18 protein-coding genes are annotated in these 21,852 nt (G+C 72.0%); 12 read left to right on the top strand and 6 right to left on the bottom strand.

Annotated elements, in window-relative coordinates:
- Nucleotides 1–583 precede the first annotated feature (583 nt).
- Complete coding sequence (locus H305_RS0122450; protein ID WP_028802365.1) at nt 584–2,149, bottom strand: MFS transporter; 1,566 nt, start codon at nt 2,147–2,149, stop codon at nt 584–586.
- Between the two features lie 109 nt (nt 2,150–2,258).
- Here H305_RS0122450 and H305_RS0122455 point away from each other — a divergent pair, with 109 nt between their 5' ends.
- Complete coding sequence (locus H305_RS0122455) at nt 2,259–2,870, top strand: TetR/AcrR family transcriptional regulator (protein WP_028802366.1); 612 nt, start codon at nt 2,259–2,261, stop codon at nt 2,868–2,870.
- A 46-nt stretch (nt 2,871–2,916) separates the two neighbouring features.
- On the opposite strand, the gene H305_RS0122460 is transcribed toward H305_RS0122455, so the two are convergent.
- Entirely contained in the window at nt 2,917–4,095 is a 1,179-nt protein-coding gene (locus H305_RS0122460) for an MFS transporter (protein ID WP_028802367.1), read from the bottom strand.
- Nucleotides 4,096–4,142: 47 nt separating this feature from the next.
- On the opposite strand from H305_RS0122460, the gene H305_RS0122465 reads away from it, so the two are divergent.
- Nucleotides 4,143–5,549 carry a PLP-dependent aminotransferase family protein gene (locus tag H305_RS0122465; protein WP_028802368.1) on the top strand — a complete coding sequence of 469 codons (1,407 nt, stop codon included), beginning with the start codon at nt 4,143–4,145 and terminating at the stop codon, nt 5,547–5,549.
- A gap of 53 nt (nt 5,550–5,602) precedes the next feature.
- Here H305_RS0122465 and H305_RS0122470 read toward each other — a convergent pair whose 3' ends face one another.
- Complete coding sequence (locus H305_RS0122470; RefSeq protein WP_028802369.1) at nt 5,603–6,952, bottom strand: PucR family transcriptional regulator; 1,350 nt, start codon at nt 6,950–6,952, stop codon at nt 5,603–5,605.
- A 164-nt stretch (nt 6,953–7,116) separates the two neighbouring features.
- On the opposite strand from H305_RS0122470, the gene H305_RS0122475 reads away from it, so the two are divergent.
- Nucleotides 7,117–8,043, top strand: a complete 927-nt coding sequence (locus tag H305_RS0122475; protein WP_028802370.1) for a proline dehydrogenase family protein — start codon at nt 7,117–7,119, stop codon at nt 8,041–8,043.
- Between the two features lie 36 nt (nt 8,044–8,079).
- Complete coding sequence (gene pruA / locus H305_RS0122480) at nt 8,080–9,711, top strand: L-glutamate gamma-semialdehyde dehydrogenase (protein ID WP_028802371.1); 1,632 nt, start codon at nt 8,080–8,082, stop codon at nt 9,709–9,711.
- Between the two features lie 3 nt (nt 9,712–9,714).
- Here the strand turns inward: pruA and H305_RS0122485 are convergent, their stop codons facing one another.
- Nucleotides 9,715–10,587, bottom strand: a complete 873-nt coding sequence (locus H305_RS0122485; protein ID WP_028802372.1) for an alpha/beta fold hydrolase — start codon at nt 10,585–10,587, stop codon at nt 9,715–9,717.
- Between the two features lie 152 nt (nt 10,588–10,739).
- Between H305_RS0122485 and H305_RS0122490 the strand changes: the two genes are divergently transcribed.
- Entirely contained in the window at nt 10,740–11,279 is a 540-nt protein-coding gene (locus H305_RS0122490) for a GNAT family N-acetyltransferase (RefSeq protein WP_028802373.1), read from the top strand.
- 327 nt (nt 11,280–11,606) lie between these two features.
- On the top strand, nt 11,607–11,735 hold the full coding sequence (locus H305_RS55805; RefSeq protein WP_095936841.1) for a hypothetical protein: 129 nt from the start codon (nt 11,607–11,609) through the stop codon (nt 11,733–11,735).
- 73 nt (nt 11,736–11,808) lie between these two features.
- Here H305_RS55805 and H305_RS0122500 read toward each other — a convergent pair whose 3' ends face one another.
- Nucleotides 11,809–13,374, bottom strand: coding sequence for a purple acid phosphatase family protein (locus tag H305_RS0122500; RefSeq protein WP_028802374.1), 1,566 nt, complete (start codon nt 13,372–13,374; stop codon nt 11,809–11,811).
- A 154-nt stretch (nt 13,375–13,528) separates the two neighbouring features.
- Here H305_RS0122500 and H305_RS0122505 point away from each other — a divergent pair, with 154 nt between their 5' ends.
- Together H305_RS0122505 and H305_RS0122510 are read left to right on the top strand one after the other, a co-directional pair.
- Nucleotides 13,529–14,572: a 3-isopropylmalate dehydrogenase gene (locus H305_RS0122505; RefSeq protein ID WP_028802375.1), complete on the top strand. Its 1,044-nt coding sequence runs from the start codon at nt 13,529–13,531 to the stop codon at nt 14,570–14,572.
- A gap of 263 nt (nt 14,573–14,835) precedes the next feature.
- Nucleotides 14,836–15,924, top strand: a complete 1,089-nt coding sequence (locus tag H305_RS0122510) for a branched-chain amino acid aminotransferase (protein ID WP_028802376.1) — start codon at nt 14,836–14,838, stop codon at nt 15,922–15,924.
- Nucleotides 15,925–16,064: 140 nt separating this feature from the next.
- On the opposite strand, the gene H305_RS46785 is transcribed toward H305_RS0122510, so the two are convergent.
- Nucleotides 16,065–17,519 carry a cytosine permease gene (locus tag H305_RS46785; protein ID WP_051370843.1) on the bottom strand — a complete coding sequence of 485 codons (1,455 nt, stop codon included), beginning with the start codon at nt 17,517–17,519 and terminating at the stop codon, nt 16,065–16,067.
- A 142-nt stretch (nt 17,520–17,661) separates the two neighbouring features.
- Here H305_RS46785 and ureA point away from each other — a divergent pair, with 142 nt between their 5' ends.
- From ureA to H305_RS0122535, 4 genes are all read left to right on the top strand, one after another.
- On the top strand, nt 17,662–18,366 hold the full coding sequence (gene ureA, locus H305_RS0122520) for an urease subunit gamma (protein WP_028802377.1): 705 nt from the start codon (nt 17,662–17,664) through the stop codon (nt 18,364–18,366).
- Complete coding sequence (locus H305_RS0122525; protein WP_028802378.1) at nt 18,363–20,072, top strand: urease subunit alpha; 1,710 nt, start codon at nt 18,363–18,365, stop codon at nt 20,070–20,072. The genes ureA and H305_RS0122525 overlap by 4 nt, the downstream gene beginning before the upstream one ends.
- Nucleotides 20,073–20,098: 26 nt before the next feature.
- Nucleotides 20,099–21,169 (top strand): agmatine deiminase family protein, encoded by a 1,071-nt coding sequence (locus tag H305_RS0122530; protein ID WP_028802379.1) that lies wholly within the window; start codon nt 20,099–20,101, stop codon nt 21,167–21,169.
- Between the two features lie 82 nt (nt 21,170–21,251).
- Nucleotides 21,252–21,809 carry a TetR/AcrR family transcriptional regulator gene (locus H305_RS0122535; protein ID WP_051370846.1) on the top strand — a complete coding sequence of 186 codons (558 nt, stop codon included), beginning with the start codon at nt 21,252–21,254 and terminating at the stop codon, nt 21,807–21,809.
- The last annotated feature ends 43 nt before the right edge of the window (nt 21,810–21,852 follow it).

Genomic DNA, 21,852 nt, shown 5'->3' on the forward strand with positions numbered 1-21,852 from the left:
CGGGATCGGCGGGGGTCCCGGGTGTGGTGCTGGCAAGGGGTGGCTCCGGTCTGTGCGCCGGGATCGGCGGGGGTCCCGGGTGTGGTGCTGGCAAGCGGTGGCTCCCGCCTGTGCGCTCCGGCCGATGGCACGCTCGGCGGGTGGCGACCGGCGCGACGGCTCCGTGCCACGTACCCCGCCCCACGTGCTCGGACCGACGGGCCCCGGCCGGTGGCGACCAGGGCGATGGGCCTCGACGGGTGGCGACGACGGCGAGCCTCCGGCAGGTGGCGACCAGGGCGATCGACCTCGGCAGACGGCGACGGCGGCGACGGGCCTCCGGCAGAGTGCGACCCGAGCGATCAACCTCGGCAGACGGCGATCAGAGCCACGGGCCCCGACAAGTGGCGACCGCACCCACCGCACCCCGGGCCGACCGTGACCGGAGCACCCGGTTCCGACCCGTTCCGGCCCGGCGCGCCCCGTGCGCGGGCTCCGAGGGGCCGGTCTTCCGGGGCGAAGGGCCCGGTCCCGCGCATGCGAGGGGCCCGGATCCACTCTCCGGTGGTCCGGACCCCTCGCGGAACGTGCTCGGTGGACCGTGTCAGGCGGTCGCGCCCTCCGCCTGCGGGTGCGCGACGTCCGCGGGTCCGGCCTCCCGGACGTGCACCTTCCGCAGGGTCGCGGTGGCCAGGACCGCCGCCCCCAGCAGCACCACCGTGCCCGCGATCGCCGCCGCCTGCATGCCGTGGGTGAAGGCCTCCCGGGCGGCCGTGGCCAGGGCCTGGCCGGTGTCGCCGGGGAGCTGCCGCGCCACGGCCAGCGCGCCGCCGAGGGTTTCGTGGGCGGGGGCCGGAGCCCCGGACGGCATGTCGTGACGGTAGACCGCGGTGCCGATGGAGCCGAGGACGGCCATGCCGAGCGCGCCGCCGAACTCGGCGCCCGTCTCCAGCAGGGAGGACGCGGCACCGGCGTTGCCGACGGGGACCGTGCCGAGGGCGAGGTCCATCATCTGCGACATCACGGTGACGATGCCGGAGGCGAGGACACCGGCGCCGGCGAGGACGAGCCACATCGAGTCGGTGCCGGCGAGGGCCAGCAGCGCGTAGCCGCAGGCGGCGGTGACGAAACCGCCGGAGACGACGTGGGCGCGGTGCACGCCCTTGCGCACGAGTTGCGCGGCGACCGGCGCGGCGACGCCGACCAGGACGGTGGGGAGCAGCGCCCACAGCGCGGCCTCCATGGAGCTCTTGCCGAGCACGGACTGGAGGTACTGCGTGGTGAAGAACGCCGATCCCACCATCCCGAAGGACGAGACCAGGTTGAGGACGACGGCGGGGGCGAAGCCCCGGCCGCGGAACAGGGCGGGGGAGATGAGCGGGGACTTCGTGGTGCGCTGGCGGTGGACGAAGAGGGCGGTGAAGAGCAGGCCGACGGTGATGGAGACGACGTAGCGGACGTTCCAGCCCTCGGAGGGGATCTCCTTGATGCCGTAGATGACGGGGAGGACGGCGGCCATCGACAGCGGCACGCCGAGCAGGTCGAAGCGGCCGGGGTTCGGGTCCTTGGACTCGGGGAGCAGGATCGGGCCGAGTATCAGCAGCAGCGCCATCGCGGGCAGGTTGACCAGGAAGACCGAGCCCCACCAGAAGTACTCGACGAGGACGCCGCTCATCACCGAGCCGAGCGCGATGCCTCCGGTCATGACGCCGGACCACAGTCCGATCGCCTTCGCGCGCTGTCCGAGGTCGGTGAACATCGTGCGGATGAGCGCCATCGTCGACGGCATCAGGGTCGCTCCGCCGATGCCGAGGACCGCGCGGGCGGCGATCAGCGTCTCGGCGCTGTCGGCGTAGGCGGCGATCACGGACGCCGTGCCGAAGGCCGCGGCACCGATCAGCAGGAGCTTGCGGCGGCCGATGCGGTCGCCGAGGGAGCCCATCGTCATCAGCAGGCCCGCGAGCACGAACGCGTAGATGTCGAAGATCCAGAGCTGCTGGGTGCCGCTGGGCTCCAGGTCCGCGCTGATCGCGGGGATCGCGAAGTAGAGGACCGAGACGTCCATGGAGACCAGGAGCAGCGGAAGCATCAGGACGCCGAGGGCGGTCCATTCGCGGCGGCCGGCAAAGGCGCCGGACGCGAAGGCGGTCGTGCTCTTCGGGTTCGTCATGGCAGTGACTGTACGAGCGTCTTAAACGCTTGTCTAGTACGCTCGTATAATACACTTGTCTCATACGTACGTATGGGACACTTGTGTGGATCGGGGTACCCTGACCCGCATGGGACACCGTGAGGATCTGCTCGAAGGCGCCAAACGCTGCCTGCTGGCGAAGGGGTTCGTGCGCACCACGGCGCGCGACATCGTGAAGGAGTCGGGGACGAACCTGGCGTCCATCGGTTACCACTACGGCTCCAAGGACACGCTCCTCGCCCAGGCCTACGTCGAACTCATCTCGGACGTCGGCGGGACGTTCGAATCCATCGGCGCGGGCGGGACCGTCGGGGAGCCGGGCTCCCTCGCCCGCTTCCAGGAGGTCTGGACGAACGTCACCAGGTCATTCGTCGAGGACCGTCCGATCTGGATGCTCACCTTCGAGGTCATCACCAACGCCGACCGGCTGCCCACGGTCCGCGATCACCTGGTGAAGGCCTCGGACGAGGGGCGCCGCGGTCTCGTCCCCCTGCTCATGGGCGGATTCGAGGACGACGTGGACGAGGAGACGCTGCGCACGGTGGGCGGCTTCTACCAGACCCTGCTCAACGGACTCAGCGTGCAGTGGCTCTTCGACGCGGACTCGGCGACGACCGCCGAGCAGTTGACCGAAGGCCTGCGACGGGTGCTCGACGGTGCGGCGAAGACCGACGGCCGAGGCGGGACGGCCGCCGGCTGACGTCGTACGGGCAGGCCCCCGGCGCCCGGGGGCCTCGGCACATCGCTCAGGACGACGGCGCCGCGGGTGCGTCCGTCCGCCGGTCGCGCACGGCGGGCACCAGCGCCACCAGCATCAGCACGGCGGTGACCGCGAACGCCCAGGAGTAGCCCGTCCACCCGGCGAGCGCGCCGAAGCCGACCGCGCCGATGCCCATGCCGCCGTCGTACGCGAGGTTCCAGAGCGCGGTGACGGTGCCGTACCCGGAGGCGGTGACCCGTGTGTACATGAGCGTCAGCGTCGCGTTCTGGGCGATGCCGAAGCCGATGCCGAACAGGGCGACCCCTGCGAGCACGGCGACCGCACTGCCGGTCGCGGCGGTGACCAGCATGCCCACGGCGGACAGGAGCAGGCCGGGCAGCACCAGCCGCGCGGGCCCGTGCCGGTCGGCGTGGCGGCCCGCCGCCCAGCGTGCCGCCGTCGACGCGGCGGGCTGGACGAAGAGGGCGATGGCGACGACGCCGTCCAGCGCGGCGGGCACCGCGAGCGGCAGGAACGTGACGACGATGCCGGTCGCGACGGCCGTGGCCGCGAAGACCGCGGCGGGCCGCACCAGGCCCCCGGTGCGCAGGCCGGCCACCACACCCACCGGCTTCTCCCCACCCGGCGCGGGCTCCTGACGGCCCGGCAGGCCCGGCACGGAGGCGACCGAGGCCAGGGCCGCCACACCCGCGGCGACCGCGACGGGCGTGTAGCCGACGTGGGTGGCGAGCCACACGCCCAGCGGCAGGGCGATCAGCGAGGGGACGCCGGAGACCACTCCGACCAGGGCCAGCCCCTCACCGCGCCGCTCGGCCGGGATGAGCGACGCGGTCAGCGCCCCGCCCGCGACCAGGGTGAGCGCGAAGCCGAGGCCCCGCACCAGGCACACCGCCACGATCCATGCCAGGTCGTGCGAGAGGGTCAGGAACAGGGCGGGTGCGCCGAGCAGGACCAGCCCGACGACGAGCGCGAACCGGTGGCCGTAACGGGCCACGAAACGGGGGGCGGCCAGCTCGCCGAGGACCGTGGACAGCATCAGCGCGCCGGTGGCCGGGCCCGCCCCCGACGCCGTCGCGTAGCGGGGGACGACCGACAGGAGCAGGAAGAACCCGGTCGATGCGCCGACCATGCTCACGAAGCGGAGCAGGAGCGGACGGGTGACCAGGCGCGGGCGGGCCGGGGAAGTCGTCGCGGTAGTCGTCATGGGAACGACGCTAGGTGCGCGCCGGACCGCCGGTAAGCTCCAATTCCATGCCGTTGCAGTGGGCCGGTCTGTCACCCGAACTGCTGCTGTACGTCGACCGGGACAGCGGCGAGCACCTACGTGCCCAGCTGGAGCGCCAGGTCCGCGACGCGATCCGCACCGGCCGCCTCGGCCCCGGCGAGCGCCTGCCGTCCTCCCGCGAACTGGCCCGTACGCTCGGCCTGTCCCGAGGTCTGGTCCAGGACTGCTACGCCCAACTCCAGGCGGAGGGCTACCTGGTGACCCGTGTCGGATCCGCCACCCGGGTCGCGACGGTCGCCCACGTGCCCTCCGCGCCGGTCTCGGCGCCCCCGGCGGCCCCCCGGCTCATCGCCGATTTCCGCCACGGCGTACCGGACCTGGGCGGCTTCCCCCTCACCGACTGGCTCTGGGCGATGCGCGAGGCGGGCCGGGCCATGCCGACCTCAGACCTCGACTACGGTGATCCGCGCGGGAGTCCAGTTCTGCGCGAGGTTCTGGCGGGCTATCTGCGCCGGGTGCGGGCCGCGGCGGCCGACCCCGAACGGATCGTGGTCTGCTCCGGCTACGCACAGGGCCTGGGCCTGGCCCTGCACGCCCTGGCCCGCACGGGCGTACGCGTCGTCGCCTACGAGGACCCGGGCGCGCCCGCCACGGCGACGTCGGCGGCCGAGGCCGCGGGCCTGACGGCGGTGCCCGTCCCGGTCGACGAGGACGGCGTCGACGTCGCCGCGCTCGACGCGACCGGAGCGCGGGCCGTCATCGTCACCCCGGCCCACCAGTGGCCGACCGGAGTGGTCCTCGCCCCCGGGCGCCGGCTCGCCCTCGTCGACTGGGCGGCACGACGGGACGCGTACGTCGTCGAGGACGACTACGACGCGGAGTTCCGCTACGACCGCGAGCCCGTGGGCGCGCTCCAGGGGCTCGCGGCGGACCGGGTGATCTCCGTCGGCACCGTCAGCAAGTCCCTCGCGCCGGCGCTGCGCATCGGATGGCTGCTCTGTCCGCCCGCGCTCACCCACCCGCTCACCCGGGCCAAGCACCTGACCGACCGCGGCTCCCCGACCCTCGACCAGCTGGCCCTCGCCCAACTGATCGAGTCCGGCCGCCACGACCGTCATCTGCGCCGCATGCGGACGGTCTACGCGGCCCGGCGCGCGGCCCTCGTCTCGGCTCTCGCCGAGCACGCCCCCGCGGTGCGTCTCACGGGCCTCGCCGCCGGCTTCCACGCGGTCGCCCACCTCGCACCGGAAGCCGACGAGCAGACCGTCGTGGCCGCGGCACGGGAACGCGGCGTCGGCCTCTACGGCATGAGCCCGTGCCGCTCGACCGGCGCGAGCGAGCCGCCCCGGCTGGTCCTTGGCTTCGGGGACGTGGGCGAACGGGCGATCACCGAAGGCATCGCGGCCGTCGGCGACCTGCTGGCGGGCCCCTGACGGCGAACCGGCCCGCACGGCCCCACAGGCGGGCCCCTGGAACCGGCCCGCACCTACAGGCGGGCCCCCTTCAGGGCCATGTGCAGCAGCAGCCGGTCCTCGCCGTCGTCCAGGTCCAGGCCGGTGAGCTGTTCGACCCGGGACAGGCGGTAGTAGAGCGTCTGGCGGTGGACGCCCAGCTCGGCGGCGGTACGGCCGGCCTGGCCCGCGCAGTCGAGGAACACCTCGGCCGTGCGCGCCAGTTCGCGGTGGGCGGGCGCCAGCAGCGCCTTCACCACGGGGTCGTGGGCCACCTCCGGGGGAAGGGAGGTGAGCAGTCTGAAGGGGCCGATGGACGCCCACTCGGCGACCGGGCCGAGCCGCGGCTCGGCGAGGACGGCACGGGCGGCGGCGGAGGCCTCCTGCCAGGCGGCCCCGAGCTCCGCGAGACCCACGCGGGCCACGGCGACCCCGGCCGCGGCCCGGCCCCGCCCGCTGCGCGCGCCGGCCCTGGTCCGTCCGCCCTCCGCGGCGCCCGCGAGCCGTCCGTCCTCCCCGCGCGTCGCGTCCGGGCCGCCCGCCGACGGCCCGCTCTCCCCGCGCCCGCCCTCCGCCTCCCGCACGAACCGGGAGGCCGCCGTGAGCGCCGGGGAGAGCACGTCCGCCGACCTCAGCCGCACGAGCAGCGCCAGACTCCGCCCGGTGTCCCCTGCCTCGACGGCGTGGGAGGTGCCGCCACTCCTGCCCCCACTCCACGGCACCGTGCACAGCGCGGTCGCGCCCGGCACGGTACGGGCGGAGGGGGCGTCGTCCGGGTCGGCCGACGGCCACGGCGCCACGCAGACGACGGTGTGCAGGACGTCGGCGCGCGGGCCGAGCGCCGACCGCAGCTCGGCGACGGCCATGTCGCGCTGCCAGCCGCGCTCCGCGGTGAGCACCGCGCGCAACTCGCGCGTGAGATCCGCGCCCGCCTGCCGCTCGTCCGCGAGCAGGGCGCCGATGCGGGAGGCGACCTCCATGGCGGCTGTGAGCTGGGCGGCGGTGGGGCCCGGGTCGTCGTCGAGGAGCCAGACGTAGCCGAGGACGACACCCCGATGGCGTACGGGCAGACAGATCCTTCCGCGGTACACGCCCGCCTCCGGGGTGGGCGGGATGCGCACCGGCCCGGTGGCGCGGGTGATACCGAAGCCCTCGAACCAGGTGCGGACCGCCGCGGTGGAGCGGCGCGTGAGGATCGAGCGGGCGCGCACGGGGTCCAGGGCCGACGGATCGAGCTCGCCCTCGGAGTCGTAGGCGCCGAAGGCGATGAGCTCGAAGTCCCGGTTCTCCAGCGTCGCCGGCACGCCGAGCAGTGCCGAGATCTCGTCGACCAGCTCCTGGTAGTCCCCTCTGTATTCACCCGTCACCCGGGCATTCTCCCGCATTTTCGCGCGGCCTTCATACATCTGTCTGAGATCCATGGCACGGATGCGTGACAGCTGTCGATGGCAGAGGATCGGAGCGATCCATAGGTTTCACGGTGGTTCTCCGTGCCGTACCCGAATGGTCGGGATTCGGCCTCCTGCTGGCTTTGTTGTGGAGGTGCCCCGTGCTGGGTCCCGTGATTCTCGCCGCCTCGCGCAGCGACAAGATGCGCCGTCTGATCTCGGCGGCCCCGGTGACCAAGCCGGTCGTCGACCGCTTCATACCCGGCGAGACCGTCGACCAGGTCGTCCCCATCATCCGGGACCTCACGGGCAAGGGCCTCGAGGTCACGATGGACGTCGTCGGCGAGGACATCACGACCCCCGAGCAGGCCACCGCGGCCCGCGACGCCTACCTGGACCTGATCGAGCGCCTCAAGCAGCTCGACCTCGGCACCAAGGCCGAGATGTCCATCAAACTGTCGATGTTCGGCCAGGCGCTGGAGGGCGGCCACGAGCTCGCCCTCGCGAACGTCCGCCCCGTCGTCGAGGCCGCCGCCGCCATCGGCACGACCGTCACGCTGGACGCCGAGGACCACACCACCCTCGACTCGATGTTCGCCATCCACGAGGAGCTGCGGAAGGACTTCCCGCAGACCGGCTGCGTCATCCAGGCCTACCTCTTCCGCACCGAGGCCGACGCCCGCCGCCTCGCCGAGAGCGGCAGCCGCGTACGCCTGGTGAAGGGCGCCTACAAGGAGCCCGCCGAGGTCGCCTACCAGCAGAAGACGGAGACCGACAAGGCGTACGTGCGCATCCTGAAGATCCTGATGGAGGGCGAGGGGTACCCGATGATCGGGTCGCACGACCCGCGGCTCATCTCCATCGCGCAGGAGCTCGCGCGCAAGGCCGGGCGCAAACTGGACGAGTACGAGTTCCAGATGCTGTACGGCATCCGCAGCGACGAGCACCTGCGACTCGCCGCCGAGGGGCACCGCATGCGTGTGTACACCGCGTACGGCACCGACTGGTACGGCTACTTCATGCGCCGCCTCGCGGAGAAGCCCGCCAACCTGCTCTTCTTCGCCCGCTCGATCCTCACCAAGGGCTGAGCCCGAACCACCCGCTCACTAAGGAGTACGGAACACATGGACGCTGTGACCCAGGTCCCCACCCCCGTCAACGAGCCGGTGCACGGCTACGCCCCCGGCTCGCCCGAGCGCGCCCGCCTGGAGGCCAAGCTCAAGGAGCTGGCCGAGAACCCGATCGAGCTGTCGATGACCATCGGCGGCGAGAAGCGGCTCGGCGGTGGTGAGCGCTTCGAGGTCGTGCAGCCGCACAACCACAAGGCCGTCATCGGCACCGGCGCGCACGCCACCCAGCAGGACGCGCAGGACGCCATCGACGCCGCCCTCGCGGCCGCGCCGGCCTGGCGCGCGATGGCCTTCGACGACCGCGCCGCGATCATCCTGCGCGCCGCCGAGCTGCTCGCCGGCCCCTGGCGCGAGACGCTGGCCGCCTCCACGATGCTCGGCCAGTCGAAGACCGCCCAGCAGGCCGAGATCGACACCCCGTGCGAGCTCGTCGACTTCTGGCGCTTCAACGTCAAGTACGCCCGTGACCTGCTCGCCGAGCAGCCCCCGGCCAACTCGCCGGGCGTGTGGAACCGCCTCGACCACCGCCCGCTGGAGGGCTTCGTCTACGCGATCACGCCGTTCAACTTCACGGCGATCGCGGGCAACCTGCCCACCGCCCCTGCCCTCATGGGCAACGTGGTGGTCTGGAAGCCGTCCCCGACCCAGACCCACGCCGCGGTGCTGCTGATGCAGCTGCTGGAGGAGGCCGGTCTGCCCAAGGGTGTCATCAACCTCGTCACCGGTGACGGCATCGAGGTCTCCAAGGTCGCCCTGGAGCACCGCGACCTCGCGGGCATCCACTTCACCGGTTCGACCAAGACCTTCCAGTACCTGTGGAAGACGGTCGGCAACAACATCGAGAAGTACCGCTCCTACCCGCGCCTGGTCGGCGAGACGGGCGGCAAGGACTTCCTGGTGGCCCACCCGTCGGCCGACCGCGCCGTCCTCAAGACCGCGCTGACCCGCGGTGCCTTCGAGTACCAGGGCCAGAAGTGCTCGGCCACCTCCCGCGCCTACATCCCGGCCTCCATCTGGAACTCCGGGTTCAAGGAGGAGTTCGCGGCCGAGGTCGACTACCTGACCATGGGTGACGTCACCGACCTGTCGAACTTCATCGGCGCGGTCATCGACGAGCGTGCGTTCGCCAAGAACAAGGCGGCCATCGACCGCGCGAAGGACGACGAGACCTGCACGATCGTCGCGGGCGGCTCGTACGACGACTCCGTCGGCTACTTCGTGCGCCCGACCGTCGTCGAGTGCTCGGACCCGGAGAACGAGGTCTTCAAGACGGAGTACTTCGGCCCCTTCCTCGCGGTGCACGTCTACGAGGACGACCAGTACGACGAGATGCTGACCCAGATGGAGTCGGCGTCGGACTACGCGCTCACGGGTTCGGTCGTCTCGAACGACCGCGCTGCCGCCGCGTACACGATGGAGAAGCTCCGCTACGCCGCGGGCAACTTCTACATCAACGACAAGTCGACCGGCGCCGTCGTCGGCCAGCAGCCCTTCGGCGGCGGCCGGGCCTCCGGCACCAATGACAAGGCCGGTGCCCCGCAGAACCTGATGCGCTGGACGCTGACCCGCGCCATCAAGGAGACGCTGGTGCCGCCGACCGACTACGGCTACCCGCACATGGGCTGACCGCTAGCGGACATGCCGGGCCAGGAAGTCGCCGATCAGGGCGGCTGCCTGGCCCGCGTGCGTTTCCAGGGCGAAGTGGCCCGCGGGGAGCAGGTGGATCTCGGCCTGCGGGAGATCGCGCCGGAAGGCGAGGGCGCCGGCGGGGACGAAGATCTCGTCGTGCGCGCCCCAGAGGGCGAGCAGCGGGACCTGGCTGTCGCGGAAGTACTCGTGGAACGCCGGGTAGAGGGCGAAGTTGGAGCCGTAGTCGGAGATCAGGTCGAGCTGGATCTCGCTCTGGCCCGGTCTGGCCATGCGGGCCGCGTCGTGCTCGTAGGCGTCGGGGCTGACGAGCGTCGGGTCCGGGACGCCGTGCAGGTACTGCCACTTGATGCCGTCCGGGCTGCTGATCTCCCGGACCGGCGCCTCCGTCTCGGGCGTGCGCTGCGCGATCAGCGCGAGCACCGGTGCCCACGCGTCGGCACCCAGGCCCTCCTCGTACGCGTTGCCGTTCTGCGTGATGATCGCGGTCACCCGCTCGGGGTGCGCGAGGGCCAGGCGCAGACCGATCGGGGCGCCGTAGTCCTGGATGTAGAGGGCGTACTCCCTCAGTCCCAGCTGCTCGGTGAACTCGCCGGTGATCTCGGCCAGTCGGTCGAAGGTGTAGCGGAACTCGTCGGCGGCGGGCGTCGCGGAGCGGCCGAAGCCGATGTGGTCGGGGGCCACGAGGTGGTAGCGGTCGGCGAGGAGCGGCATCAGGTCCCGGAACATGTGCGAGCTGGTCGGGAAGCCGTGCAGGAGGAGCAGGACGGGGGCGTCGGCGGGGCCCGCCTCCCGGTAGGCGATCTCCAGGCCTCGGACGGTGGTGGTGCGGTGGTGGATCCGGTGCGCGGTCATGACGGTTCACCTAACCCTTGAAGTTCTCCTTGGTGGTGAGAACACCTCACCACGCCTATGACTAACCGGTCAAGGTGCTTTTGAAGGTTAGTCCGACAAGTGGCCCGACAAGTGGCCCGACAAGTGGTCGACTCCCCGGCGATACTGGCCCGATGACCCCCCGACTGCGCACGGCCCACACCGCGGACCTCGCCCCGGGCGACCTCCGCGCCGTCCGCGAGCTCCTGGACGCCGCCTTCGACGGGGGCTTCGGCGACGACGACTGGGACCACGGACTCGGCGGCCTCCATGTCCTCGTGCACGACGCACGGGGCTTGGCCGCCCACGGCTCGGTGGTCCAGCGCCGCGTTCTGCATCGCGGCCGTTCACTGCGCACCGGATACGTGGAGGCGGTCGGTGTGCGCGCCGACGTGCGGCGCAGGGGCCTGGGCGGGCGGGTGATGGCCGAGCTGGAACGCGTCGTCGACAGCGCGTACGCGCTGGGGGCGCTCTCCGCGAGCGAGGAGGGCGCCGCGCTCTACACGGCCCGCGGCTGGCAGGTCTGGCCGGGCCGGATCTGCGTGCTCGGCCCGGACGGAGTGGTGCGCCTGCCGCAGGAGGAGGGGGCCGCCTTCGTCCGCCCCTCGTCGATCGGCCCCCTCGACCCCGCACACGAGCTGGTCTTCGACTGGCGCGACGGCGACGTGCTCTGACGCCGGACCGGGCGGGCGGCGGCCACCCCCGTGGCCGCACCCAGCCGTGAGTGATGTGGCCAGTGGGATCAGTGCAGGTCAGAGCGGTGCGACCTGAACCGTCGTCTCAGATAGTAGGAAGTCCGACTAACTGTGGAGACAGATGCCCGCTCCTCGCCTAGTTTTGTAGGAGCCGAACGTCTCGCTCGACCCAGCGAATGGCGGTCGTGAGCCGGAGCCCCTGGCAGGCAACCCCTGCGGCACCGCTCCCCGCCCCATCCGGCGTCTCGTAAATCCCTCACCGCACTTCCGGACCACCGCGTCCGGAGGCAAAGGAGTCGATTCATCATGGCCGAGACGACCGTCCGCCGAGTCCGCCACATCTCCCGTACGAGCGATTCCGACCGCAAGAACGCGGCGGCGGCCCTCCAGCGCGCCCTCGACCGCCGGGACAACGGCGGCGAGACGGGCCACTGAGCCGACCGCACGCCCCGGCCGACGGCCGGGCCGCCCACCGGGAGCCGCACCCGCACGAGGTGCGGCGCGGGGCTCACGCGCCGCGCCGCACCTCGAAGTGGTCGATGCGCTCGCCGCTCTGCGCCAGCGCCGACACCTTGAGCCGGGGGGTGGTCCCCGCCTCCGCCTCCACCGAGAGGAAGGAGAAGCCGGTGTACCGCACCCGTGACCACTCCACGGTCTCGGCCTTCTGCTGCCGGGAGCCGGTCCAGTGGAAGGTCTCGACGTATTCGCGGTTCCCGGCCTTCCCCTCGTAGCTGTCCTTCACCCCGGTGGGGAACCGGTACAGGCTCTTGCCCGCGCCGCCCGCCGTGACGTAGACGATCCCGTCCCGTGTCGGGTCCGTCGACGCGCCGACCGGGACGCGCTTGCCGACCTTTCCGCCCCTGACGGCGTCGGTCCGCTCGTACACGTGGTTGTGGCCGTTGATCACCAGGTCGACCTGGTGCTTGGCGAACAGCGGCTCCCACGTGTCCCGAACCCCGCCGTCGGAGGCGTGTGTCGCCGTGGAGTACGCGCAGTGGTGGAAGAAGACCACCACGAAGTCGGCTGTCCGCCGCAGCTCGCCGAGCCGCTTGTCGAGCCAGGCCGTCTGCCGCCCGCCCGAGTAGCCCTTGTTGGCGGGGATCTCGTACGACACGTCGTTCGCGTCCAGTGCCACGATCCCGACATTGCCGTACGTGAAGGAGTAGACGCCCGGCGCCCTGCGCGCGTCGAAGCCGTTGTCCGGGAGCGACCAGCGGGCCGACTGGCCCCCGTACCCGTTCGGCGAGTACCACGCCTCCATGTCGTGGTTGCCGGTCGTCACCATCCACGGCACCGACCTGGCCACGGACTCGGTCTGCTTGAGGAACAGGTCCCAGGCGCTGGGATCGTAGATGTCGGAGTCCTTGCCGAGCCCGACCGAGTCCGCGTAGCAGATGTCGCCCGCGTGCAGGTGGAAAGCCGGGTGGCGGCCGAGGATCAGCTTGTCGTTGGCGAGCGCCTCGGGAGTGACGCCCTGGTCGCCGAAGGCGGTGAACACGAACGTCTCGGCAGCGGCGGGCGCCGTGCGGAAACGGCCGACCGTCGCGTGCCGGTCGCGCGCCGCCGGGTCGAACCCCTCGTGGCCGACGCCGTAGTAGTACGTCGTGCCGGGGCGCAGCCCGTCGAGCGCCGCGTGCAGGTAGTACTGGTCCAGCGCGAACCGCCGACCCGCCAGGCCGGGCGTGTGCAGGGCCCTGACCTCGGCCTCGATCTTCCGGCTCAGCTCCCAGGGCGTCAGCCCCACCCGCACGTACGGCTTCCTGACCGCGAGCGGCACCTGCCAGGAGACGCGCATCTGGGTCCGCGGGTCCGCGCCGAAGGCCAGGTGACGGCCGAAGGGGGTGACGACCGAGCCGTGCACCTGCCCGGTCGCCGCACGCACGGACGGGCCGGACGTGTGCGTCGCCGCCCCCGCCCCCTGCGAGCAGCCGGCCAGCAGACCGCCGCCCGCGAACGCGCCCGCGGTGACCAGGGCGCGCCGACGGGTCAGCTTCGTCCGCAGGTACTCGTGCTGCTCGGCCATGCTCATACGGCGCGCGAGCGGTTCCGGGATGCCGACGTCAGGGGTGTCCATGTCGGGAAACTTCCCACGACGCCCCAACGGCCGCGGTACGTAAGGGTGAACGGCGGGCGTCGGGTCGGCGTTCCGCGAGGCCGTGGCGGCGAACCTGATGTCCGGATGGCGGACATGGCGTGTCATCCCATGGGACAAGGAGTACGGTGCCGTCATGTCTCGCAGCATCAATCTCGCAGTGATCCCCGGTGACGGCATCGGCCAGGAAGTCGTGGCCCAGGGTCTGAAGGTCCTCTCCGCCGTCCTCCCGCAGGATGTGAAGCTGGAGACCAAGGAGTTCGACTTCGGGGCCAAGCGATACCACGCCACCGGTGAGACCCTCACCGACGCGGACCTCGACGCTCTCAAGCAGCACGACGCGATCCTGCTCGGCGCGATCGGTGACCCCTCGGTCCCGTCCGGCGTCCTGGAGCGCGGCTTCCTGCTGAAGCTGCGCTTCGCCTTCGACCATCACGTCAACCTGCGTCCCTCGAAGCTCCTCCCGGGTGTCGAGACCCCGCTCGCCGGCCAGCCCGAGATCGACTTCGTCGTGGTCCGCGAGGGCACCGAGGGCCCGTACACCGGCAACGGCGGCACCATCCGCAAGGGCACCGAGCACGAGGTCGCCACCGAGGTCTCCGTGAACACGGCCTTCGGCGTCGAGCGCGTCGTCCGCGACGCCTTCGCCCGCGCCCAGGCCCGCCCGCGCAAGAAGCTCACGCTGGTCCACAAGAACAACGTGCTGACCTTCGCGGGGCACCTGTGGACCAACATCTTCAACCGGGTGGCTGCGGAGTTCCCCGAGGTCACCACTGACTACATCCACGTCGACGCCGCGACGATCTACCTCGTCACCGACCCGGCCCGCTTCGACGTCATCGTCACCGACAACCTCTTCGGCGACATCATCACCGACCTCGCCGCGGCCGTCTCCGGCGGCATCGGTGTCGCCGCCTCCGGCAACATCAACCCGAGCGGCGAGTTCCCCTCGATGTTCGAGCCGGTGCACGGCTCGGCGCCCGACATCGCGGGCCAGGGCAAGGCCGACCCCAGCGCCACGGTCCTGTCCGTCGCCCTGCTGCTGCGCCACCTCGGCTACGAGACGGCGGCCGTCCGCATCGAGGAAGCCGTCTCGGCCGACCTCGCGGAGCGCGTCGGCAAGCCCGCCCGGAGCACCGACGAAATCGGCGACGCGCTCGCCGTACGAGTAGCCGGCTGACCCGCCGCCACTCGCTTCACGCAGGAGCCGCCGGGTCGCATCCGCACCCGGCGGCTTTTGCTATGCCCTCGCCGGGTGCCACCATCAACCCCTGGGCAAGCCCAAGGGCCGCATTCACGCAGTTTTCGTCCCCGGTGCCCCGCGCGCGATAATCGAACGCGGAGCCGCGGAATGAGGGAATGCTCGGACGTCCTAACACTGGCCACTGGCAGTTCGGGCGTGAGCGCGGCCCGTCACACACAACCGGTGAAGGACAACCACTCATGACGCAGCCCACGATCGAGCTCAAGCCGTCCGCCAGTCCGCTCTCCGCCGCGGAGCGCGAGGCGATCCTGGCCAACCCCGGCTTCGGCCGCCACTTCACCGACCACATGGTGACGATCAAGTGGACCGAGGGCCGCGGCTGGCACGACGGACAGCTCGTTCCGTACGGCCCGCTCTCCCTCGACCCCGCGAACATGACCCTGCACTACGCCCAGGAGATCTTCGAGGGTCTCAAGGCGTACCGTCAGCCCGACGGCTCCGTGGCCACCTTCCGCCCCGACAAGAACGCCCGGCGCTTCCAGGCCTCGGCCCGCCGCCTCGGTATGCCGGAGCTGCCCGTCGAGACGTTCATCGAGGCCTGTGACGTGCTCGTCCAGCAGGACAGCGCCTGGGTGCCCGCGCACGGCGGCGAGGAGTCCCTCTACCTCCGCCCGTTCATGATCGCGACCGAGGTGGGGCTGGGCGTGAAGCCCGCCAATGAGTACCTGTTCCTGGTGATCGCCTCGCCCGCCGGCGCCTATTTCGCCGGCGGCGTGAAGCCGGTCTCGATCTGGCTCTCGGAGGACCGTGTCCGCGCCGTCCCCGGCGGCATGGGCGACGCCAAGACGGGCGGCAACTACGCGGCCTCCCTCCTCGCCCAGGCCGAGGCCGCCGCCAAGGGCTGCGACCAGGTCTGCTACCTCGACGCCGTGGAGCACAAGTGGGTCGAGGAACTCGGCGGCATGAACCTGTACTTCGTGTACGGCGACAGGATCGTCACCCCGTCGCTGACCGGGTCCATCCTGGAGGGCGTCACCCGTGACTCCCTCCTCACCGTCGCCCGTGACCTCGGCTACGGCTCCGAGGAGGGCCGCGTCTCCATCGAGCAGTGGCAGAACGACGCAGCGAACGGCACCCTGACCGAGGTCTTCGCATGCGGCACCGCCGCGGTCATCACCCCCGTCGGCACCGTCAAGCGGTCCGGCACCGAATGGCAGCACTCGGACGGTGAGCCCGGCGAGGTCACCCTGAAGCTGCGCAACGCCCTGCTGGACATCCAGCGGGGCGTGACCGAGGACAAGCACGGCTGGATGCACCCGCTGGGCTGATGCGGCCCGACGCCCGTGCCCGCCCCGGATTCGGAACCGGGGCGGGCACGGGTGTTCTCGGGACGCGCCGGGCCGCCGTGCGCGCAGGGCGCCGGGCGGCACGGGGCAGCCGGCCCTGCCTCACGGGGGCGCGATCAGGTTCACCGGCCCGGTCGGCCGACCTGGACCCCGCTGTCGGCGTGGGCGAGTTCCTCCCCGGCGAGGACGCGGTCCGAAGTCTGCCCGGGCGAGAGCAGCAGATGGGCGGCCCCGCCGACCGCCCCCGAGAGCAGGAAGCTGCAGTCCACCCCGCCGGTCAGCGACAGCAGGGGCCCCTCGTACGAGGGGAGGGACACCGCGAGCAGGCCCACGAAGGCGCCCAGTGCCCAGGACACCGTGGCCTGAATGTTCCAGCCGCCCCGGTACCAGTAGATCCCGCCCCGCGAGCGGCGGTTGAAGACCTGGAGGGCGTCCGGGTCGTAGACGCCCCGGCAGCGGGCGAAGCCGATCAGGGTGATGACGGCCCACGGGGTGCCGATGGCGGTCAGCAGGAGGACGAACGACGTCATCGCCGACTGGGCGTCCCAGGCGTAGTGGCCCACGAAGACACAGGCGGTGGCGACGACGGCGACCGTGCAGGTGGCGCGGGCCCGCGAGGCGCGGGGCAGGATCGCGTCCAGGTCGAGGCCCATCGAGTAGAGCATCAGGCCCGCGTTGCCGACCGAGCCCGCGGAGGCCGCCAGCAGGAGCGGGACCAGGTACCAGGTGGGGGAGGCGGTGACGAGGGGGCCCGCGTAGTCGAGGGCCGCCCGCGCCGCGTACGCCGTGAAGGTGCCGAACAGCTGGGGGACGAGGAGTCCGGCGATCAGCCCGAGCCAGGTGGCGTGCAGGACGGTGCGCGAGGAGTGGCGGGCCGGGGAGATGTAGCGCGTGTAGTCGCCGAGGAGCGTGATGAAGGCGATCGGGCCGGACAGGCCGGCCGCCACGGCGGCGAGCAGCCAGGTCGGCCAGAAGGAGCCGAGCAGATAGCCGCCGGCCTCCGGGAGCGCGGCGGTGGTGAAGTGCGGCGCGTACGCGATCACGCCGAGGACCAGCAGGGCCGTCATCGCGAGGGCCAGCACGCGGGACATGGCGAGGAGCACGCGGTAGCCGTACACGGCACCGGCGACGGTGGCGGCGGCGAGCAGTGCGTAGACGACGGCGTACGACAGTCCGTCGTCCGGCAGCCCGAAGAGGCGGCCGAGCACGCTGACCATCACGTCGCCGCCGATCCACACGGTCAGGGCGGTGTAGCCGAGGGCGAGGAGCAGGCCGACGACGGAGCCGACCAGGCGCCCGCGGACGCCGAACTGGGCGCCGGACGACGTCGACAGGTTCGTCGCCGTGCGCAGCGAGACCAGGGCCAGCGGGGCCGTGAGCGCGGTGCCGACCACCGTGCCCGCCACGATCGAGCTCACCGAGGCCCACCAGCCGAGCCCGAAGGACGGGGGCAGCCAGCCGAAGATGATCACGCCGAGGCAGAGGTTGGAGCCGAGCAGGATCGACACCAGATCGCGGGGACCGCTGGTGCGTTCCTCATCGGGGATGGTGTCGACTCCGCGCTGTTCTATCGGCATGGCTGGTCTCCTTCGACGGCCGCCTGAAGTTTGAGCGACGTTCAATGTGGACTGTTTGGAGGTCGCCCGTCAATGTTTCCGTTTCAGGAATCCGGCGTTTAGAGTGATGCTCTAATAGTGGGAAGCAAGGAGGTGCCGTGTCGTGAGACTGACCCCCACGGAACGTGACCGGCTGCTGCTCTTCGGAGCCGCGGAGCTGGCTCGCGCACGCCGCGCCAGAGGCCTGCGGCTCAACGTCCCGGAGGCGACCGCGCTGATCGCCGACACCGTGTGCGAGGCCGCCCGCGACGGACGCAGGCTCGCCGAGGCCGTCGAGGCGGCCCGGTCCGTACTCGGCCCCGACGACGTGCTGCCCGGTGTCGCCGACGTCGTCACCGAGGTGCATGTCGAGGCCGTCTTCGACGACGGCTCACGACTCGCGGTGGTCAGCGACCCCATCGTCGGCGGCCTCGGCGAACAAGCGCCCGGAGCCCTGCTGCCGGGGCCGGAGCACGCCGAGCCCGAGGCGGCCGTCCGTCTGACGGTGACCAACACGGCCACCGTCCCGGTCTCCGTCACCTCCCACTTCCACTTCTTCGAGGCCAACCCACGGCTCGACTTCGACCGCCCCGCGGCCTACGGCATGCGGCTCGCCGTGCCCGCCGGATCGTCCGTCCGCTTCGGCCCGGGGCAGAGCGCCGAGGTCGGGCTGCTGCCCATCGGCGGCGCGCGCGTCGCGATCGGTTTCGCCGGCCTCGTCGACGGGCCGCTGGACGCCCCCGGGGCCAGAGAAGAGGCCCTGCGCCGGGCCGCCGCCTGCGGCTACCTCGGCGTACCGGAAACCGGTGAACAGGAGGTCGAGCGATGAGCCGCCCCGGAGGCCACCCCGCCGAGGCCCGCCGCCTCACCCCGTACGAGTACGCCGCCACCCATGGGCCCCGCGCCGGTGACCGGATCCGTCTCGGCGACAGCGGGCTGACCGTCCGCGTCGAGTCCGACGCGCAGAGGTACGGCGACGAGTTCCTGGCCGGTTTCGGCAAGACCGCCCGCGACGGACTGCACCTCAAGGCCGCCGCCGTGCGCCGGACGTGCGACGTCGTCATCAGCAACGTGGTGGTGATCGACGCGGCGCAGGGCATCCGCAAGGTCTCCATCGGCATCCGCGAGGGCCGCATCTGCTCGATCGGCCGGGCCGGCAATCCCGACACCCTGGACGGCGTCGACGTCGTCGTCGGCACCGGCACGTCCATCGTCTCCGGCGAAGGCCTCATCGCCACCGCCGGAGCCGTGGACACGCACGTCCACCTGCTGTCGCCGCGCATCATGGAGGCCTCCCTCGCCTCCGGGGTGACCACGGTCATCGGCCAGGAGTTCGGCCCCGTGTGGGGCGTGGGCGTCAACTCGCCCTGGGCGCTGCGCCACGCCTTCAACGCCTTCGACGCCTGGCCCGTCAACATCGGCTTCCTGGGCCGCGGCTCGTCCTCCGACGGCGCGCCGCTGGTGGAGGCACTCGCCGAGGGCGGCGCGTCCGGCTTCAAGGTGCATGAGGACATGGGCGCCCACACCCGTGCCTTGGACACCGCGCTGCGGGTGGCCGAGGAGCACGACGTGCAGGTCGCCCTGCACAGCGACGGCCTGAACGAATGCCTGTCCGTCGAGGACACCCTGCGCGTCCTGGAAGGGCGCACCATCCACGCCTTCCACATCGAGGGCTGCGGCGGCGGCCACGTCCCCAACGTCCTGAAGATGGCGGGGGTCCCGAACGTCATCGGCTCCTCCACCAACCCGACGCTGCCCTTCGGCCGGGACGCGGTCGCCGAGCACTACGGGATGATCGTCTCCGTCCACGACCTCAAGACCGACCTGCCGGGCGACGCGGCCATGGCCCGCGACCGCATCCGCGCCGGCACCATGGGTGCCGAGGACGTGCTGCACGACCTGGGCGCGATCGGGATCACCTCGTCGGACGCGCAGGGCATGGGCCGCGCGGGCGAGACCGTGCGGCGGACCTTCGCGATGGCCGGGAAGATGAAGGCCGAGCTCGGCGCCCCCGAGGGCGACGACAACGCACGCGTCCTGCGCTACATGGCCAAGCTGACCATCAACCCCGCCATCGCGCACGGCCTCGCGCACGAGGTCGGCTCCATCGAGGCCGGCAAGCTCGCCGACATCGTGCTGTGGCGGCCCGAGTACTTCGGCGCCAAGCCGCAGCTCGTCCTGAAGTCCGGGTTCCCCGCGTACGGCGTCGTCGGCGACCCGGGCGCCGCCACCGACACCTGTGAACCCCTCGTCCTGGGACCGCAGTTCGGGGCGCACGGAGCCACTCCCGCCGAGATCTCGGTGGCCTTCGTCGCGCAGGCCGCACTCGACCAGGGCAACGACCGGATGCCCACCCGCAGGCGGCGCGTCGCCGTCCGCGGCACCCGCGGTATCGGCCCCGCCGACCTGCGGCTCAACTCCCGTACCGGAGCCGTCGACGTGGACCAGCGCACCGGAGTGGTCACCCTCGACGGCGAGCCGCTGCGCTCGGAGCCCGCCGACTCGGTGTCCCTGAACCGCCTCTACTTCCTGTGAACGCCACGGCCTTGAGGACCTTCGCCATGAACACCCCCGCCTCCGACGGCTTCCGTATGCCCGCCGAATGGACCCCGCACGAGCGGACCTGGATGGCGTGGCCGGGCGCCAACCCCACCTTCGACGACCCCGACGGCCTCGCCCGGGCCCGGGAGGCCTGGGCGGCCGTGGCCCGTACGGTCCGCCGCTTCGAACCCGTCACCGTCGTGTGCGGCCCCGGGCAGTCCGCCGAGGCGCGCGCCCTGCTCGGCCCGGACGTCGACACCGTCGAGCGTGAACTCGACGACGCGTGGATGCGGGACATCGGCCCCACCTTCCTCACCGACGGCAAGGGCGCGCTCGCGGCCGTGGACTGGACGTTCAACGGCTGGGGCGCCCAGGAGTGGGCGCGCTGGGAGCACGACGCGAAGATGGGCGCGCACGTCGCCGGCCTGGCCGGGGCCCGTACGTACGCCTCGAAGCTGGTCAACGAGGGCGGCGCGATCCACGTCGACGGCGAGGGGACGGTGCTCCTGACCGATACCGTGCAGCTCGGCCCCGAGCGCAACCCCCACTGGACGCGCGAGCAGGTCGAGGCGGAGATCCACGCCCACCTCGGCACCCGCAAGGCGATCTGGCTGCCGCGCGGACTGACCGGCGACTATCCTCCCCCGCTGTCTGAAAGGCGTGGGGGGACCCCCGACGTCTTCGGCACGCTGGGCCACGTCGACATCGTCGCCGCCTTCGCGCGCCCGGGCGTGGTCGTCGTCCACTCCCAGCAGGACCCGGCCCACCCGGACCACGAGGTCAGCAAGGAGGTCATCGGCCTGCTGGGCGCGCAGACCGACGCGCGGGGCCGCCGTCTGGAGGTCGTCGAGGTGCCGGCCCCGACGGTCCTGGAGGCCGACGGCCACTGGGCGGACTACTCGTACATCAACCACTACCTGTGCAACGGCGGTGTCGTGCTGTGCGGCTTCGACGACCCGCGCGACGAGATCGCGGCCGGGATCTTCCGCCGGCTGTTCCCGGAGCGGACGGTGACGCTGGTGGACGCACGTACGATCTTTGCCGGGGGCGGTGGCATCCACTGCATCACCCAGCAGCAGCCGAGGATCTGAGACCCAGGAGTCGTTCGTGGCCGAAAGCCGCACACCGCGGAGGAAGAACGCTCCACCGCGGGAGGATGTGCTGGCCGTAGCCATGGACATGATTGCCGAGCGCGGTCTGGAGAAGCTGACCATGGCGGCGCTCGGCCGCGAGGTGGGCATGAGCAGCGGCCATCTCCTCTACTACTTCCACTCCAAGGACGAACTCCTGCTGCGGACCCTGGAGTGGAGCGAGGGCCGCCTCGGCGCCGAGCGCGCCAGGCTGCTCACGCGGGACGCGCCCGCCCGCGAGCGGCTGGACGCGTTCGTCGACCTGTACGTCCCCGACGGCCACCGTGACCCGCACTGGACACTCTGGCTGGAGGTCTGGAACCGGTCGCAGAACGCCGACGAGGACGCCCGGGAGCGTCAGGTCGCCATCGAGGGCGCCTGGCACCGCGATCTGGTCGCGCTCCTCGCCGAGGGCATCTCGCGCGGCGAGTTCCGCGCCGTCGACCCGGACCGCTTCGCCGCCCGGCTGCGCTCCCTCCTCGACGGCTTCTCCATCCATGTCGCGATCGGCCTGCGCGGCACGGACCGGGCGCACGTTCTCGGCCACGTCAAGGAGTTCCTGGACGAGTCGCTGGGGCGGCCGGGGCACGCGCACCCCTGATCAGGGCCTCAGGGCTCCCGGGCGTCATCGGAGGCGGGGCGGG

The sequence above is a fragment of the Streptomyces sp. 142MFCol3.1 genome (assembly GCF_000424945.1).
Classification (GTDB): domain Bacteria; phylum Actinomycetota; class Actinomycetes; order Streptomycetales; family Streptomycetaceae; genus Streptomyces; species Streptomyces siamensis.